The 16,458-nt window shown below is 35.0% G+C and carries 14 protein-coding genes; 4 read left to right on the top strand and 10 right to left on the bottom strand.

Annotation, left to right across the window (positions count from 1 at the left end; all coding sequences use genetic code 11):
- Positions 1-143 precede the first annotated feature (143 nt).
- Together cyoE and SM124_RS18345 are read right to left on the bottom strand one after the other, a co-directional pair.
- Entirely contained in the window at positions 144-1,076 is a 933-nt protein-coding gene (cyoE, locus tag SM124_RS18350) for a heme o synthase (RefSeq protein WP_322447981.1), read from the bottom strand.
- A gap of 219 nt (positions 1,077-1,295) precedes the next feature.
- A complete protein-coding gene (locus SM124_RS18345) occupies positions 1,296-1,640 on the bottom strand; it encodes a rhodanese-like domain-containing protein (RefSeq protein WP_322447980.1) in 345 nt (114 codons plus the stop codon).
- 159 nt (positions 1,641-1,799) lie between these two features.
- On the opposite strand from SM124_RS18345, the gene SM124_RS18340 reads away from it, so the two are divergent.
- Positions 1,800-2,717 carry a YncE family protein gene (locus tag SM124_RS18340; RefSeq protein ID WP_322447979.1) on the top strand — a complete coding sequence of 306 codons (918 nt, stop codon included), beginning with the start codon at positions 1,800-1,802 and terminating at the stop codon, positions 2,715-2,717.
- Between the two features lie 53 nt (positions 2,718-2,770).
- Here the strand turns inward: SM124_RS18340 and SM124_RS18335 are convergent, their stop codons facing one another.
- Positions 2,771-3,760 (bottom strand): DUF3231 family protein, encoded by a 990-nt coding sequence (locus SM124_RS18335; protein WP_322447978.1) that lies wholly within the window; start codon positions 3,758-3,760, stop codon positions 2,771-2,773.
- Between the two features lie 213 nt (positions 3,761-3,973).
- Here SM124_RS18335 and SM124_RS18330 point away from each other — a divergent pair, with 213 nt between their 5' ends.
- Complete coding sequence (locus SM124_RS18330) at positions 3,974-4,762, top strand: YheC/YheD family protein (protein WP_322447977.1); 789 nt, start codon at positions 3,974-3,976, stop codon at positions 4,760-4,762.
- Between the two features lie 121 nt (positions 4,763-4,883).
- Here SM124_RS18330 and SM124_RS18325 read toward each other — a convergent pair whose 3' ends face one another.
- The 7 genes from SM124_RS18325 to SM124_RS18295 all read right to left on the bottom strand — a co-directional run bounded on the left by SM124_RS18325 (position 4,884) and on the right by SM124_RS18295 (position 13,532).
- Positions 4,884-6,362, bottom strand: a complete 1,479-nt coding sequence (locus SM124_RS18325) for a phytoene desaturase family protein (protein ID WP_322447976.1) — start codon at positions 6,360-6,362, stop codon at positions 4,884-4,886.
- Between the two features lie 152 nt (positions 6,363-6,514).
- Entirely contained in the window at positions 6,515-7,132 is a 618-nt protein-coding gene (locus SM124_RS18320) for an acetate uptake transporter (RefSeq protein ID WP_322447975.1), read from the bottom strand.
- 94 nt (positions 7,133-7,226) lie between these two features.
- Positions 7,227-7,652 carry an ASCH domain-containing protein gene (locus tag SM124_RS18315; protein ID WP_322447974.1) on the bottom strand — a complete coding sequence of 142 codons (426 nt, stop codon included), beginning with the start codon at positions 7,650-7,652 and terminating at the stop codon, positions 7,227-7,229.
- 46 nt (positions 7,653-7,698) lie between these two features.
- Entirely contained in the window at positions 7,699-8,382 is a 684-nt protein-coding gene (locus SM124_RS18310; protein ID WP_322447973.1) for a Na-translocating system protein MpsC family protein, read from the bottom strand.
- Between the two features lie 329 nt (positions 8,383-8,711).
- Positions 8,712-9,410 carry a Na-translocating system protein MpsC family protein gene (locus tag SM124_RS18305; RefSeq protein ID WP_322447972.1) on the bottom strand — a complete coding sequence of 233 codons (699 nt, stop codon included), beginning with the start codon at positions 9,408-9,410 and terminating at the stop codon, positions 8,712-8,714.
- Between the two features lie 295 nt (positions 9,411-9,705).
- Positions 9,706-10,989 (bottom strand): ATP-binding protein, encoded by a 1,284-nt coding sequence (locus SM124_RS18300; RefSeq protein WP_322447971.1) that lies wholly within the window; start codon positions 10,987-10,989, stop codon positions 9,706-9,708.
- Between the two features lie 293 nt (positions 10,990-11,282).
- Complete coding sequence (locus SM124_RS18295) at positions 11,283-13,532, bottom strand: MASE3 domain-containing protein (RefSeq protein WP_322447970.1); 2,250 nt, start codon at positions 13,530-13,532, stop codon at positions 11,283-11,285.
- A 345-nt stretch (positions 13,533-13,877) separates the two neighbouring features.
- On the opposite strand from SM124_RS18295, the gene SM124_RS18290 reads away from it, so the two are divergent.
- Together SM124_RS18290 and SM124_RS18285 are read left to right on the top strand one after the other, a co-directional pair.
- Entirely contained in the window at positions 13,878-14,942 is a 1,065-nt protein-coding gene (locus SM124_RS18290) for a glycosyltransferase (RefSeq protein ID WP_322447969.1), read from the top strand.
- Complete coding sequence (locus SM124_RS18285; RefSeq protein WP_322447968.1) at positions 14,939-16,204, top strand: hypothetical protein; 1,266 nt, start codon at positions 14,939-14,941, stop codon at positions 16,202-16,204. The genes SM124_RS18290 and SM124_RS18285 overlap by 4 nt, the downstream gene beginning before the upstream one ends.
- The last annotated feature ends 254 nt before the right edge of the window (positions 16,205-16,458 follow it).

The following is a 16,458-nucleotide window of genomic DNA, read 5'->3' as shown; positions in this document are numbered from 1 at the left end:
TATAGTAAAATAATTTTGAATATTTTTTATTTTACTCCCCTTTTAGGATTCAAACAAGAAATTTGACTCTTTAACGTATTAAAAAAACCCTTTAAGTCATAAGGGGTCTGCCCAGAGAACTTAAAGGGATACTGTTTTAGAATCTATAAAAAGAAAATTCCTACTAAAGAGTAAATGATAACCGTTGTAAATAATATCGTCATATGAAACAGCGAAAAAACAAACAATGAGGTTGCCCACTTTTTCTGGTCTTTATTTTTATATCCATTAATACTCATAATGAGCCATAAAACACTAAGAATGAGTGCTACTAGCATTAAACCAATACTCAGTGTTCCTAGTAACAAACTGGCCGCTATTAAGATAACAAGATATACGTTTGTTTGAATATACGTTCTTCTTATCCCCTTAACAACTGGAAGCATTGGCACTCCTGCTGCTCTATATTCATCGTGTTTACGAATAGCGATTGCGTAGAAATGAGGCATTTGCCAAATGACCGCTATAAAGAAAAGACCTAGTATTGCCGGATGCATGATATCTGGATAAATTGCGGCCCACCCAATAAGTGGCGGCATCGCACCCGAGATACTTCCTATCTCCGTGTTATAAATAGTTCTTCTCTTACTCCACATCGTATATGGGACGACATAGAAGAATAAACCGAGAAAGCCTAGTAATCCTGCCAAAGGGGTAGCATATGATAATGCTACTAGTCCAACGATTGCCATCAAGATCCCTAGCCATAAAGCTACTTTAGGATTAATTTCCCCTGTTACAGTTGGTCTATTTTTTGTCCTTTCCATGATAGAATCTATATCACGGTCATACAAATTATTAAATGTTCCGGCTGCACCGATAACGAGAATGGTACCAATTAATGCAAAAATGATTTCCCACGTTTTATCATAAATACTAATATCATATGTGTATAAAGCCAATGTTAAACCGGCAACCATGGGAATTAAATTGGATTTAATAATCCCTGTTTTGACCGTTTGGCCTAGTATATTAGACAAAGTCTTTTTTTGCATCATTTGGGGTGCTTCTGTTTGGTTACTATTATTATTACTCATGGTTCACACCCTTTTTACCTTATTTAAATAATTTTAAATATGATACTGCTAAAGTAACTCTACTACGTATCATTCCCTTACTGGAACAATAACGGTTACAAAAATTACATAAAGAAAGTCCTTTTCCTAAAAAAAGGACTCCAAGCTTAATATATTATAAAACAATTTACCTTTCAGCAACAGAAAATTTTAATACCAACCGACAAAATTCGTGATAAATTAGTTTTCTAGTGTCTTTAAAAATTCCTTCCAGGCAGTTAATCCGCCCTCTAGCACCGCAACATCAAACTCTTTGTTATTAAGGATAGCTGCACATTTGGCGGCAGAATTTCCCGTTGTACATGTAACGATGAAATTCCTTTCCTTTGGGATAAAATCTATTGTCTCCCCTTTTTCTTCTGCATCAAATATACGATTTTTCGGAATATTTAACGCCTCTAAATGAAGGTCTTCTATGTGAAATTCATTGTATTTTTCTTCAGCTCTTACATCTAGAAGGAACACCTTTTCCTCCTTTTGAAGTCTAGCAAATAAATCCTTTGGTGAGACTTTTCGAATCGTCAAAAAAACAACTCCCTTACATTACTTCTTCTAATTTACATCATATCGGAATAGAAACAAAGTGGATAGTATAAGGCCTTAGAAAGCGAAAAGAAATTATTTCTACTACCGAAATAATTATGGTAAAATTCAGTATATTGTTTTTTATGAGGAGGATTTATAATGACGGAATTTCTTATTGTATTAAATAAGGATGAAGACACGATTTCTATTGTTAACCTACATACAAAGCAAGTAATAAAAACGATTGAAACGGATCATAATCCGCATGAAGTCATTGTTACTGCTGATGGTAAGAAAACGTATGTGGCGTGTTCGTTAGGTAACAAAGTGGATATTATCGATAACGAAACATTTGAAATTGTTAAGCGATTAGAACATCCTGATTTTAATTTTCCACATGGGCTTGGTTTAACTAAGGATGGTAAAAAGCTTTATCTAGCATCTACCTATAGCGAAAAAGTATTTATTATTAACACAGAAACAGATGAAATTGAGAAAGTTATTCCAACTTATCAAAAGTACTCTCACATGATCTCTTTTTCACCGGATGGAAATACCGTTTATGTCCCTAACATTGGCAGTCATAATCTTACAGTTATTGATGTTCAAACAGAGGAAATAATTAACCATATACCAGTTGGCCCTGGCCCTGAAGGTGTTGCTGTTCATCCAAACGGTCAGCATTTATACGTAGCAAATCAAGAGGATAATACCTTATTTGTCATGGATACTACAACTTATGAAGTACTTTATAAACGCAAGATTGGAAGTGTACCTGTTCGTCTCATCTTTACTCCAGATGGCAAATATGCATTGACGGCTAACCGTGATTCTGGTGATGTATCTGTCATACTAACAGAGCAAAAATTGAACGGACAAGTCCGTCCTTGGGAAATCAAGCGTATCCCAGTTGGTATCTGGGCGGGAGGTATTGTTTTAAATGAAGATGGTACTTATGCCTATGTTGCTAACAATAAGACAAACGATCTGTCCATTATTAATCTAAGCTCATTAAAAGAAGAAGGCCGTATTGATGTAGGAATTCATCCTGATGGCATTGCTTATTTAAAGAAATAAAAATATGGGGTCAGTCCCCCTTTAGTTAACTAAAGGGGGACTGACCTCATCATTTACTTCTTCAACTCTGTTTGTGGTGGTTCCTCCATCCATCCGTGTCTGATCATGATTTTGGCTCCTTCATGAGCAAATTGGAAGATGTCTTTCATAAATACAGAAAATTTTGCTGGTAAATCATTTCTTAAACTGAATGATGTCCCTAAAGAATTTCCACCTAGAGAAAAACTGCAGAATAAGCTTACACAATACATCATGATCTTATCTGAGAATGGGGATTCTTTGGAAGTGGTCAAATTACCTCCTGGTGTTCCAGGTACCTGAAGATCATTTTCAAGAAGAATTTCTGTTAACTCAGCAATAATATTCTTCGCAATCTCTCCACCTTTTTCAAAATACTCTCTTACTTCTCTTGTTTTCGCAACCTGAGCGTATCCAAAAATCATTTGCATTCCCGTAATATTGGATTCGATAGCATGGTATATATGAGCCAATTCAACCGTGTTCAGAGGTCTCTTTCCACTTATTGGGTTAAAACCACCTAAATAGCTTTTATTATCAACAAACTCTATACCTTTTTGAGTAGTCACATATGGAGACCTTGTCATTAATCCTTTTTCTAGCAAGTATTGTGTGCATTTATCATAATATTTTTGCGTAAGAGCTGTTAGCTCCCTAAATAACATGATTATATCTTTCCGATAAGCCATAGTAATATTCAAAGTATGCATTCCCATACTGATTTCCTTAATCATTCTAATAAATATGATGTCAAACCCATTATCATATAACTTTGGAACATGCTTATCGACATCTTGTGGGGTAAAACCCACAGGAACACTTACGCCTTCAAATTCAAAAAGCTCTCTAATTTTGTCTGGATATGTACGTATCTCCCCATAAAGACTTGTCATGATTTCTCTAGCTTCTTGGTCATCTGCTTTCTCAATAAAATATTCTAACATTTGCAAAAGCATTGTTTTCTGCTGATAGGTCATCCATAAAACACCTATTTCAGAAGATGCTAAGTAAGGTTGCTCTGGCATAACGGTTGCTCCTCTTCGTACATTTTTTGTTATTATTTACGGGATATTTATTTTTAAACCAAAATAAAACACACTTTATTACCGACATTTTTCTAAATCATGATAGGACATTTTAATAGTAAAACTTTTCCAATATAAAGCTTGGATAAATACACAATCACCCCCTACCTTCCATGAATAAACTAGTACAAAGTCATTTTACTGGGGTGAAATATGATAAAAAATATAAGGAAAAAGAAACAAGCAGAGATTCTTATGAGCGATCCAATGGTTTCAAAGTATTTTCCAGAATCCATAGAGTTTAGTACGGAGGCGTTACAAGATTTCATGAGTCGGTATGATTCTGTTTATCTTAAGCCAGATGGTGGGGGTCAAGGTAGGGGAATCATCCGTGTATCTAAAGAAGAAAACGGAATGTATAGTTTGAAAGGATATACACCTACAGGTAAAGATTTATCTATAAAGGCTAGTAACCTTAGAGCAATTAAGGAAGTTATCCAACCTAATGCATTCTTCGAAAAGCATAGAAAATATGTAATACAACAAGGAATTAACAGTCTATCACAGAATGGACAACCTCTAGGCATCAGGGTTCATACCCAAAAATTGAAGAATAATTGGGTTAGAAGCGGCATTCTTGGTAAAATGGTTAATTCTGAGGATGGTATTGTTAATCGGAACAGAGGTGCATGGGCTATACCGATTAGAGAACTCCTAACCGACTATGCTGGAATGGACGTTAATAAAGCCATTCAAATTGAGAATGAAATAACCACTATTTCTATTAAAGCAAGTCAGCTGTTTGCTGAGCATTACCCATGGTTAGATGAATGTGGAATTGATATTGGCTTAAGTCAAGATGGACAACCATGGATATTTGAAGTCAATTCAAATCCAAGTATTGCTTTTTTCTACCAACTACCTGACAAAACGATGGCTAGGGGTATCTTTAGAAATAGAAGAATTAAAAAAAGCCTTAAAAGGTTAAGAAAAAATAAATAATTAATGCTTTGTAAATAGGTATCTTATATATGAAAAGGGAGGTACAACAACAGAGTCATTCTTTATTGTACCTCCTTTTCATAAATGCCCATGTTCTCATAATAATGACCCCCATTCCATCCTACTTTCCCTTCATAATAGCCCTAGCAGCATAGTAACCACTTAATGCTGAAGATAACGTACCTGGACCAGGGAAAACTTGTTCCCCAACAATATAGAAATGTGGTAGTGAAGAACGTACGCTTTTAGGTTTCATAATGGCACTTGCCACAGTTAAAGGAAATCCTCCGACTCCAGCTTTCCCAATAAACTTCTTATAAGTAAGAGGAGTACCAGCTTCCTCAAACAATATTTCTTCTTTTATTGGTATGACTCGATTTGCTTCTTGGATTAATTCATTCTTTAATTGATTCTTCATATTTTTGTACTCTTTCTTTGTTAAAGAAAGCCAGTTATTGTAGTCTGTATGAACGGAAATAGTCATTATGACTTCATCGTTTACGCAATCCCCGTTAACATCTATTGAATCCTGAAATGTCACATACACCGGTCCATGAGTAACTTTAGATAACTGATAACACTCCAGATTAGGAACGATTTGATAGGCAAATGGTAGATTCCTCCCATTCAAAATATCCCTTCGAACTCTTTCTGAAAGAACTGCATCTACCCTAAATGCTCCCCATGAAAGTTCTTTTGAATCTGCATAGCTTGTATGATGACCAAAAGAGACACCTGAATTGTTAATCACTATATCAAAGGCAGATGTACCTTTTCTACTCTCTACAGTCCACTTACCACTCTCTTTATCATAGTCCAACCCTTTTACAAGTGAAGCTAACACTACTTTTCCACCTTGTTCTTCTATTCGTTCTGCAAACACTCTGCACAACTGCCCCATCCCTCCATGGACGAAAAAGCTACCATTTCTATAAATTGTCAGAGCTAAACTCGAAGGGAGTAAGGAAGCTTCGGTTATATCAATTTGTACCGCATCTAGTAGTTGAGCATTTAATAGCTGACAAAGAGGTTCATAATTCTGAAGGTCATATTTTTTCAAAAAGTCCTGTACCGTCCACCGTGCATAGCGAGCAAGGCGCGCAATTGATTTAGGATGTTTTATTGCATATTTCGGTAACTCTCCAAGATCATAGAATTTTTGGATAGGAAGAGATACCTTACAGTTTGTTACTGCTAAAACATCTTGGCCTAATTGATGAAGGTCTCGCCAAAACCTTAAAACATCAGCACTTTTAGAGGGAAATGCTAGCTTGAGTTCATTTTCCCAATCTTTCGTATTTTTATAAATGGATACCTTTTGATCCGGCAAAATCACGTCCATTGGATGCCTAAGCTCATCTGCCTGTATCTCGGCTCCTACCTCATTCAACAACTCTCTTAATAAACCACCCGGTTCTAGCCCAAATGCAATTGTTGCTCCTGTGGGAAACATCCTCCCTTTCCGTACATACCATCCTGCAGAACCCCCCACGGTAGTTGCCTTCTCTAACACTGTTACGGTGTAGCCTTTATTAGCTAAGTAAGCTCCCGCAGTTAGTCCACCAATTCCAGCACCTATTACACAGACCGATTTTGACATCTGTATCCCCTTCCCTACACATTAATAGATCAGTTATACAAATGTTACTTATCTACCGTCAACAATTAGTATGGTCTTAATATGCTCCAAGACTTAGGTAAAAAAAGATGAGTCCCCCTTTATCAAGGTACTCACCTTTCACCTTCTTCTACTTATTTCTTAAAGATACCAAATGGCTTACCAATTGGAAGAACGACTTGTCCAAAGTGCTTATTTAGTACAACAGCTGCTGAACCGTAGAAGGATAATAATGCGATACACATTTCAGCAACAGCCGCTAACATGTGAGATGCACCGTGCATGATATCAAAAGAACTTAAAGATAAACCAATAAATAATAAATCGATAAAGACAAAAATGAAGAATAATACCTTATGTGTTTCCATTGCCCCAACCGTCATATAGAGACTAAAAATTAAATAACCGACAAAAGCAACACCTAACTGCCTAGAATCTGCATTTGCAGCAAGAGTTTCACCAAAAGCACCTAACTGAATAAGCCACGTCATTCCTACGCCGAACCAGAATAATCCAAAGGCTCCAAACGCGGTGGTACCGAAAATATTGTCATGCTTAGCATCAAGTACCGCTGCAAATAACTGGGCGATTCCACCTAAAAAGAATGCCCACGGTAAAATAAGAGAAAGTCCTTCTGTTAAGCCAAGTTTTTGTGATGAGGCGACAAATGTAACCATCGCTAAACCGAATAACCCTAAAGCTGACGGATCTGCTGTTGTAATTTTAATATGTGTTTGGTTCTGAGTATCCATTTATTCCTCCTGAATAATAATCAACTTTTTGTTGAATCTCGTTACAAAAAGAGTCCCTCCAATAAAACATAATTATGTAATATTTAATTTTTTCTTATAACTCGTATTCCCATAGCCCTAGCCTACCTTTTGCTTGAATAAAAGAATTCAGAAGCGTCTTATCCTCTACAATCCATGCATAACAACCCACTCTATAGTCACCTAAGAAGAACTCATTCCCTGATACCTCTCGCCCGTCTTCTAAGACTGCCCATGTTTGGTTGTTTTCGATTACTCTTATACAATCTAGAAGATTACATGTAGAAATGATTTGACCTGTTGGAAGGTTATCCACTGTCAATCCATGTTTAGATAACAGAGCTCTGATAGCCACATGATTACAAACAGCCTTATCTATTTTTTTACTCGTATGAATAGCTAGGGGACCACGATAAGGCGTCTTCCAAGTTCTTGTTTCATACTTAGCCTCACCATGAACAAACAGACTGGCCCAAGGCTGAATCATTGATAACACCTTCATTTATAAGCCCCCAACTGTGAAAGATGATCGTGAAGAAGATTACACTTTAGGTAGACAAAACAAATGCCATTAATGCCTTATCTTCTCTCATATTCCAGTCAATAAAAATGTCACTTACATTTTTCTGAAAAATGTCATTAAACCGCCCATTTCTGTGAAAATGTTCTTTTTCTAACTCATCTTTTGTTATTCTCAACTCTTCCTCGAAACCTTTAGATATTAGAGCTTTCTCTATTGGGACTAATATTCCTTTTCTTTCAACTAAATAAATGGTTGCAGATATGGGGTGAATTTTAATCTCATCAGGCAATTTCTGTACTAATACGCTAATTCGAGCAACTTCATTTTCTAACATTGTCATATTAATTAATGGTTGCCCACCATTTCGCTGGTCCTCATGATTAAGTACAAACATGATAACACCCGAGTTATTAGGGAAATTCCAATCATGATATTGTTCTTCAATATCACAATCTAAAGTTACTTCTATAACTCCCTTTAGCTCTTCTAAAATAATGTTTATAATGGTCGATCTAGCCTTCTCAACTTGGGTGTTTTGTCCTTGCTGCATCAGCACATCCTCCATTGGAGATATAAACCCCTTAATGTAAATGACAAGATGTTTATTACAGAGGGCTGATTGACAAGATTGCGGACCTTTTCCAAAATTTTTCCTTAGAATTTTACTAGTGAAACTGCTAATGGTATTCAGTTTTTCTTGTTCCAACACTTGACTCTCCTTTCTATCCTAATAAAGGAACAAATCTTTTCTATCTTGCTTTTTTGATATCCACCCGCTTATCTATTTAAGGGCTCTTATTCATCCATATTTTTTATTGGTAGTATGTACCACTAATTTGTTTTTAACTATATTTGTTTTGAATGTTCTTCTCTTTCTTTAGAAATAATCCTCATACAAAAAAGCCAAGTAGCAAACGAACCTAATGGTCTTCTTGCTAATTTGGCTTATATTGGGCCATTTGCTTCCTTGTATAAATTAAAGTTAATTTAAACTCTTTATTAATTGATAGATTTAAACAAACATAGATTACAAATAAACTATTGTAAATCAAAATAGATAAAGAACCGGTCCTTATGATAGTCCCACAACATAAATAAACCAATCACGTTCCTACCTAATATATTTTCAAACAAACTCTGATTACTTAAGTATAAGTCCTTAATTTCCTTGGATCTTTCCTGTAAAATGTCTAAATGACCTTTTTCAAATAACAATTTTTCAATTTGGAGCATGAACCCTTGGCACTCAATAAGTATTAAATTTTGATTAATTCTAACCAATTCTAACTGGTTAGGCATTTTATGTACTTGAGTGCTTACCTGACTAATACGCTCAAACAGTCTTTCCTTTAAAAGAGAATCCGATTTTGATTCTAATTCTCGAATAGTACTCTCTTCTTCTAATAACAAAATTCCTGTGTTTTTATCATAATCCCAATCACTATAGAAGTGGTCTAAGTTAATGCCTAACGCATCGATAGCTTCTTTAGCAAACTCTAGAAACACACTTTCCATTACCTTGGAACGAAAATCCAGTGCTAAACTTGACTGACCGGCCTCTAGTAGAACTTCCTCAGCTGGAGTAATATAATTTCTTAAATACACGGTTAGTTGATTAGAATGTAATGTAACAAAACAAGTTTCAGGACCTTTACCAAAACTTCTCTTTAACATTTTACTCAAAGTACTACTTAATAGTAGGAGGTCTTCATGATAACTGCTATACCTATTGTTCATTTCTTGTTGTCCTCCTGTAATATTGATTTTGATTAGGGTTATTAAACAAAAAAAGCCTAACTTCTCAATTAACAAGAAGTTAGGCCACGGAAAGACGAGCTATTTTAAATAGTTTCTTCCATTTACCAAATTTAGATTTATATAAAGATTAGATTAAATAATTCAAATTCAAGTTCAATTGTTGCTAGCAAAACTAATGACTGCAAGACATTAGTCTATAATAGTTTACCATCATTTCTCCTATGTAGCAATAAAATTATCAGCTCACTTAATGCACAGTAGCAAGTAAAACCTTTTAAACCACTTCTTCATTCTGTTGATTAAATTCATTGATATGACGTTGTGGAAAGGTGAGGATGAATTGGGTTCCTTGCCCTATTTGACTCTTTACCTTTATCGTTCCTCCAACCGATTCTACTATATTATAGACAACAGTCATACCAAGGCCTGTCCCATTTTCGCCCTTTGAGGAAAAATAAGGTTCCCCTAAATGATTTAATTGTTCTTCTGTCATACCAATTCCCGTATCAGCAATCGTAATCATCACCAATTTTTGTTTTAACTCAACCGATATTGATAAGGACCCTCCGCTAGGCATAGCTTCAATAGCATTTTTAAATAAATTTATAAAAGCCTGCTGTAATCTCTGTTTATTACCCTTTAAGTAAAAGGATGAAGGTTTGTAGTATAAGTCCACACAATTAGCATTAGCAAGTGGACGTATAACCTCAACTGAATAATGTAATACTTCCTCCCCCTCTAATATATGTAACTCTCCAGAGGTTGGTTTTGTAAATGATAAATACTCCGTTATGATCGATTCTGCCCGATCGATTTCGCTAATAGCAATAGATATATAGTTAGTTAGTTTTTCTTTTTCCATGTCCATGCCACTGATTAACTGCAGAAACCCCCTCACTGTTGTCATAGGATTTCTAACCTCATGTGTAAAGCTTGAAGCTAAGTGGCTTACGATCTCCATCTTTTCAGTTCGAATCATTCGTTCTTGGAGTCTTCTTAAGTGGTTAATCAATTCAAAAAACCAAACAAAAAAGAATATCCCTGATGTCTGAAGGATTAATATAATTATACTTAAATTAATTGGTAGGGGGTTATTAAAGAAAACATCATTTACAATTAATATACTTAATGAAGAGAAAAAGCCCATTAATATGCTACTAAAAATACGTTTTTTGAGAGATAGTCTTTGATATATGGGTGATACTACACAAATTAGAAGTGCATGTATAGAAGCGACTATTATAGTCACGTACACACCATACCCTCCCCATATACTCCGGTACCCAATGTTAACTAGCAATAACATGATTACTACTGGCCAGCCACCATATAACCCAGCTACCACAATAGGTACTAACCTTAAGTCAAACATAAAATGTTTATCTAATTGAATAGGAAACGTTATACATAAAACGACAGCAATAGAAGCTAATATCACTAAGGGAATCTGATTAAGCTGTTTTAGTTTATTCTTTCTATATTCAAACGCAATTAAGACAGAAAAACAGATAAAGATAAAGAATAGGTTGAGAACTAAATCCTTAAGGGTATCAAGCATATCTACCATCCATCCTAAAAAAATAATTGTATACAGAAATTAGCTGAGAACTTTTTACGTACAAAAAAAAGCCAAAACAAGTGTAGATTCATCTACTACTTATTTTGGCTTTAAATTCTAGCATCTTATCTAGACATTCATATCCAACTTATATTATTTTCATCGTATGCAAAAGGAAACTTTAAATAGATTAGGGCATTTTTTCCCCTATCCTTTGTTTATATTAACTTATTTAACTGAAAGGTTCAACTCTACTAGCAAATCGAGAATGATCATTTTTTATAATAACAACTTTACTTAACCAACATAGGCTTTAGTATTGGTAAAGTAATAATTACTGTTGTTCCTTCATTCTCTACACTTTCAAATTGGATTGTTCCTTGGTGGGATTCTATTATCCGATAGCTAACCATCAAACCGAGTCCTGTTCCCTTTTCTTTCAAGGTGTAAAATGGTTCTCCTAATCGAGGTAAAATTTCTTTCGATACCCCAACGCCTGTATCTCTTATTTTCACCTGCAAATAGTTAGTTTCAGTATTTTGGACACTAATATAAAGAGACCCTCCCTTTGGCATAGCCTCTATCGCATTTTTAATCAGATTAATAAATACTTGTTTAAGCTGATTACCATCACAAATAATTCGAGAATATTTAGTATTATAATCTTCATTAATATGAATGTTTTTCAAGAGTGTTTGAGGAATATAAAAATTCACCGTTTGTTTGACTAATGAAATCAAGTCTTCTTCCTGATATTTTACAGCTTGAGGCTTAGCCACAGCCATGAACTCATTCGTAATCATCTCGATTCGGTCTAATTCAGAAAGCATTAACCGAATATATTCTCTGTTGGCTCGCCCTTGTTCATATTCGATTAACTGTGTAAACCCTTTTAGTGTGGTGAGTGGATTTCTAATTTCATGTGCCAATCCAGCTGCTAACTCTCCAACAACTGCAAGCTTTTCAGATTTTTGAAGTAATTCCTCTGTTCTTTTTAATTGAGTAATATCGATACAAGAACCGATTACCTCGATTACTTCATCTTCTACCATAATGGGCTTTAACGTGATTACACATACTCTTTGGAATAAAGTCAATTCGAACGTAACCTCTTGACCGAACCAGGCTTGTTCATAATAATTCTTTAGAGCAACCGCAATCTCCTTCACTGGATGTTCATCAAGACTCTTCCCGACTATTAGCTCTGGTCTTAGACCTAGTTTATATAATAATTCCCCATCACAAATCGTATGGATAAATTGTCCTTCTCTCTTGATAAACTTGAAAGTTACTCCTTGCTGCCTTCGAATCGTTTCTTTTAATTCTCTCTCCATTTCTAGTAGTTTTCTTTCCGCTTGTTTTTGTAAAGTGATATCTCTAGAAATAGCCGCAATTTGAATAACCTCACCTTGATCATTTTTTATAGGAGATATGGTCATATTTATTAATATTCTGGAACCATCTTTACGATGTCTAGTAGTTTCATAGGCAATAAGGTTTTTACCAGAGGAGACTTCAGCCAACACGTAGTCAATATTTTCTCGCAAATCCGGCATAATATCTGGAAAGTACTGACCAATTACTTCTTCCTCTTTCCAACCATATACTCTTTCAAATCCTTGATTAGTTTTCAATATTTTTCCTTGGTTATCCATAATGGTAATACTATCTGGAGTGTGATAAAAAAATGATTGCAATAAAACTTGTGTTGTTTTTAAGTCTTTTTCAGTCTCTAATTTTTGTTGGAAAGTTAATTGAAGCCTCGAAAAGAAAAATGCCTTTAAAATAAAAGAGTAACCAAAAGCTTTAATCAAATGGCCTATTACCACATAGAGATCTGAAATATTGTGATAAATCGTTAAAGTAATTTCACTAAAGAATAGTAAAGAAAAGGCAAATACTAATTCAAGGTCTGAGGTACGCTTTGTTTTTCTGTATTTTATAAGAGTATTCAAGAGTGCTAGTAAAAGGAGAAGGCTAAGTAGATACTCTAAAATATTTTTTAAGATAGTAGGGCCAAAATCATTGATGATGAGAACCGGTAATTCTTTTTCAAAACGATATACCATGCTTATCATTATGGATAACATTAAGATGGTAAAAGTGAAAACCCATTTTCTATTTGTTATGATTATTGGGCTCTTCTTTGGAATGGTTAAATAGAATAACCCAATAGAGGCTGTTCCTCTTGCTAAAATCCAGAACCATCCTGTTTTTTCCAATGAACCCTCGGTTATGAAAAAAGGCATACCAGGATAAGTCATAAAATGAAATAAATCTAGAATTCCGATCCCCAGAAAGATAAAGGGCAGATAAAGAAACGTTTTACTCTTTGCATCTTCATATGCTTTCCAACCATATAAGCTAATAGCAAAACAAAGAACTACACTAAAAAGCTCCAAAATGGTGTGGACGAAAACATGATTATTCCTATTGTAAAGCTGATCCATTAATTCTTTATATATGTAGCCTAAACCCATTAATAATACTGATATAAATAAGAGAGAGAAAGCAAATTTATTTTGTTTTATCAAATTAAACATACATACCTACCTATGGGTAAATTTTATAAATGACTAATGAATCTATAATGAGTTAAATAATTTTTGAAATTGTTTATTAACCCTATTAAAGTGTAGCAAACTACATTCCAAAAAACACCATGTATTTCAACTTAAAATTGGACAGTTTCCCCGTTGTGTATAAAGTTTCTAGTTTAGTCGCCTTTCTGATTAACTACATAAACATTCCTGAGCGTTATAAACGTGGAATTTAACTAAACAATTTGCTCTTATTACCCATTTGTCTATACCAAAAGCTTCTATCCGCATAAGTAAGTATAAAGTAAGAAATTTGCCTGTATCTTACACTTGAAAGGAGAAGCAAATATGTCTACAGTAATGCATTTAAACTTAAGGGTGGATCCTACTCAATACATCCCACAAATTAGAAATGTTCCGGGTTACGATTATATCCACCTGATTCGACAACCAAAGTACCTGATAGATCCCTCACTATTTAATGAGAAAGTGTATTTTCTAAATGAAATTTTCTCCCCCGAAGAATATGTGAAAAAAAATGACATTTCTTTACTGCATGCCCATCATGGCCAACTGGCAGTATTATTACTTCCATTTAAAATGAAAACAAAACTTCCCCTGGTTACCAGCATTCGCGGGGTTGATGCTACTCTTGCTGAAGGAAGGGTTGGTTATAAAGAAAATATGAAAACCCTTTTCGAAAAAGGAGAACGATTCTTTCCCGTTTGTAACTATCTTGCTGACAGAATGAATTCGTGGGGATGTCCTACAGAAAAAATGAGAGTGTTATATGGTGGAGTTGACCTTAATCAATTCACTTATAATCCTCCTATTCTAGGTGAATCCCAAAACATCCTCTCGGTTGGAAGGCTAGTAGAGAAAAAGGGACATCACATACTCATGCAAGCCTTTAAAAAGATAAAAGATAAATACCCTAAAGCTACATTAACCATTATTGGTAGTGGAGTTCTTCAAGAACCTCTGAAAGTTCTAGCCACGCAACTTAATTTAGGTGACTCCTTCCGACTATTAAGTCATCTTCCTAAAGACCAAGTTCATAAAGAAATGTCAAAAGCAGACCTATTTTGTGCGGCGAGTTTAGAAGCATCTGATGGGAATGTTGAGGGGATTCCTAACACCATTAAGGAGGCTATGGCAACAGGTATACCGGTCATTTCAACCACCCATGCGGGAATTCCTGAATTAGTAACCCATAATAAAGAAGGAATTTTAGTCGAAGAAAACAATGTTAAACAATTAGCAGAAGCTCTTGAATTTATGCTAGAAAACAGAGAGAAATGGGAAGGATTTACATCTGAGGCAAGGAAAAAGGTTGAATTAAAATTTGACCAAACGAAGCAGTTACAGCAACAAGCCCAATTTTATGATGAATTGTTAGGAGGATTGAAATGAAAGATTTTAAAAAAATAAAGGTAATTAAAGGTGAGAATTCCTTTGAGATCATAAATCCTACTAATTATCCTCTGATTGGACACGGGGCACAAGGGGCTGTGTTTAAGCTCTCTGAAGACCGCTGCGTTAAAATTTATACGAATAGAGAGCAAGCCAAGATGGAGGAAAGAGCCCTAAAGGCGGGGCAACATTTATCCTTTATGCCTAAGCTATATAAGGCTCGTTCCAATTATATTATTATGGAATACTTCAATGCCCCTACTTTGAAGGAATATCTAAAAAACAGTATGTATATGCCCGAGGCCATTGCAATCAAACTTATAAATATTTTAAAGGAGTTAAAGAAAGCCGGTTTTAGTATGCTAGATGCTCCATTAAGACATATTTTCGTTTTAGAAAATGGAGATTTAAAAGTAATCGATCATGTAAACTCTTTTAAACGACAACACCCTGCCCCTATAAAACTCCTAAGAGAACTAAAATTAATTCTTTTAAAAGACTCGTTTTTAATGCATGTAGAAAGATTAGAACCTAAGATGTACAAAGAATGGGAAAAATTCTTTGATGAAAAGGATATAGACTTTAGAAAAATCTCTGTATCATCTGGGGGTCAAGGTAATGCAGTAAACGTAGATAGCGCACTTCCGCTTCCTTTAATTGGTCAAGGGCATCAAGGGGCTGTTTACCGAGTTTCTGAGGATAAATGTGTAAAGATTTATTCTAAGGAGGAGCATGCCAATCAGGAAAAAAAGGTACTTTTATCCTGTCAGCACCTACCTTTTATCCCAAAAGTTTATGAAACGAGCTCAAACTATATTTTAATGGAATATTTACTGGGGCCTGACTTAAACTCATTTCTAAAAAAACAACGCTCGATGCCTGAATATATAACAAGACACCTTCTTAAGTTGTTGAAGACGATGAAAGCACATGGCTTTAAACAAGTAGATTCCCCACTTCGACATACCATTTTAACTGTTGATGGATTAAAGCTAATTGACCACGTTTACTCATTTACACGTGAACAGGATCGTCCTCTAGAAATGTTTAAAGATTTACACTTACTAAACTTTCTCGATTCATTCTTAGAACAAGTCAAGGTACTAGATGAAAAAACGTACCGGGAATGGACAAAGACGCCTATCCCACTTAATGAATTAGTCAAGAAACAAACGTATACTGGTCCACATATCAAGGACGAGTTAAATAAGAAAATTAAAACACCTGAGCAAATTGTTAAAGAAATATTAATTAGAGAGTAAACAAGGTTCACATTCGTAAAATGGGTTTTAATCGTTGCCTAAGTTTAAAAAAGGCTACTGATAAATGAATTATTCTAGTAACTTTGTCCGTTGATTTCCGGTCCAGGCACTTGCTTTCCGCAAGAAGAATTAATGAAAAAATCCAAAGGCCGATTTTTTCAAAAGAGCGAATTCTTCATCGGGAGGAAGTCGAGCCTCCGCCGTACCGTCTGTGGGGTCTCGACCTTTCCTCTGCATCCCGCAGGAGTCAAGTA

This window comes from Robertmurraya mangrovi (assembly GCF_034427655.1).
In the GTDB taxonomy this organism is placed as follows: Bacteria; Bacillota; Bacilli; order Bacillales; family Cytobacillaceae; genus Robertmurraya_A; species Robertmurraya_A mangrovi.
Note: the sequence above shows the minus strand (reverse complement) of the source record. Positions and strands in the feature narration are given on the sequence as shown.

Bases quoted from the DNA above. Each gene is read 5' to 3' on its own strand.
- cyoE (WP_322447981.1), bottom strand. From the start codon at position 1,076: ATGAGTAATAATAATAGTAACCAAACAGAAGCACCCCAAATGATGCAA.
- SM124_RS18340 (WP_322447979.1), top strand. From the start codon at position 1,800: ATGACGGAATTTCTTATTGTATTAAATAAGGATGAAGACACGATTTCT.
- SM124_RS18335 (WP_322447978.1), bottom strand. From the start codon at position 3,760: ATGCCAGAGCAACCTTACTTAGCATCTTCTGAAATAGGTGTTTTATGG.
- SM124_RS18330 (WP_322447977.1), top strand. From the start codon at position 3,974: ATGATAAAAAATATAAGGAAAAAGAAACAAGCAGAGATTCTTATGAGC.
- SM124_RS18325 (WP_322447976.1), bottom strand. From the start codon at position 6,362: ATGTCAAAATCGGTCTGTGTAATAGGTGCTGGAATTGGTGGACTAACT.
- SM124_RS18320 (WP_322447975.1), bottom strand. From the start codon at position 7,132: ATGGATACTCAGAACCAAACACATATTAAAATTACAACAGCAGATCCG.
- SM124_RS18315 (WP_322447974.1), bottom strand. From the start codon at position 7,652: ATGAAGGTGTTATCAATGATTCAGCCTTGGGCCAGTCTGTTTGTTCAT.
- SM124_RS18305 (WP_322447972.1), bottom strand. From the start codon at position 9,410: ATGAACAATAGGTATAGCAGTTATCATGAAGACCTCCTACTATTAAGT.
- SM124_RS18300 (WP_322447971.1), bottom strand. From the start codon at position 10,989: ATGCTTGATACCCTTAAGGATTTAGTTCTCAACCTATTCTTTATCTTT.
- SM124_RS18295 (WP_322447970.1), bottom strand. From the start codon at position 13,532: ATGTTTAATTTGATAAAACAAAATAAATTTGCTTTCTCTCTCTTATTT.
- SM124_RS18290 (WP_322447969.1), top strand. From the start codon at position 13,878: ATGTCTACAGTAATGCATTTAAACTTAAGGGTGGATCCTACTCAATAC.
- SM124_RS18285 (WP_322447968.1), top strand. From the start codon at position 14,939: ATGAAAGATTTTAAAAAAATAAAGGTAATTAAAGGTGAGAATTCCTTT.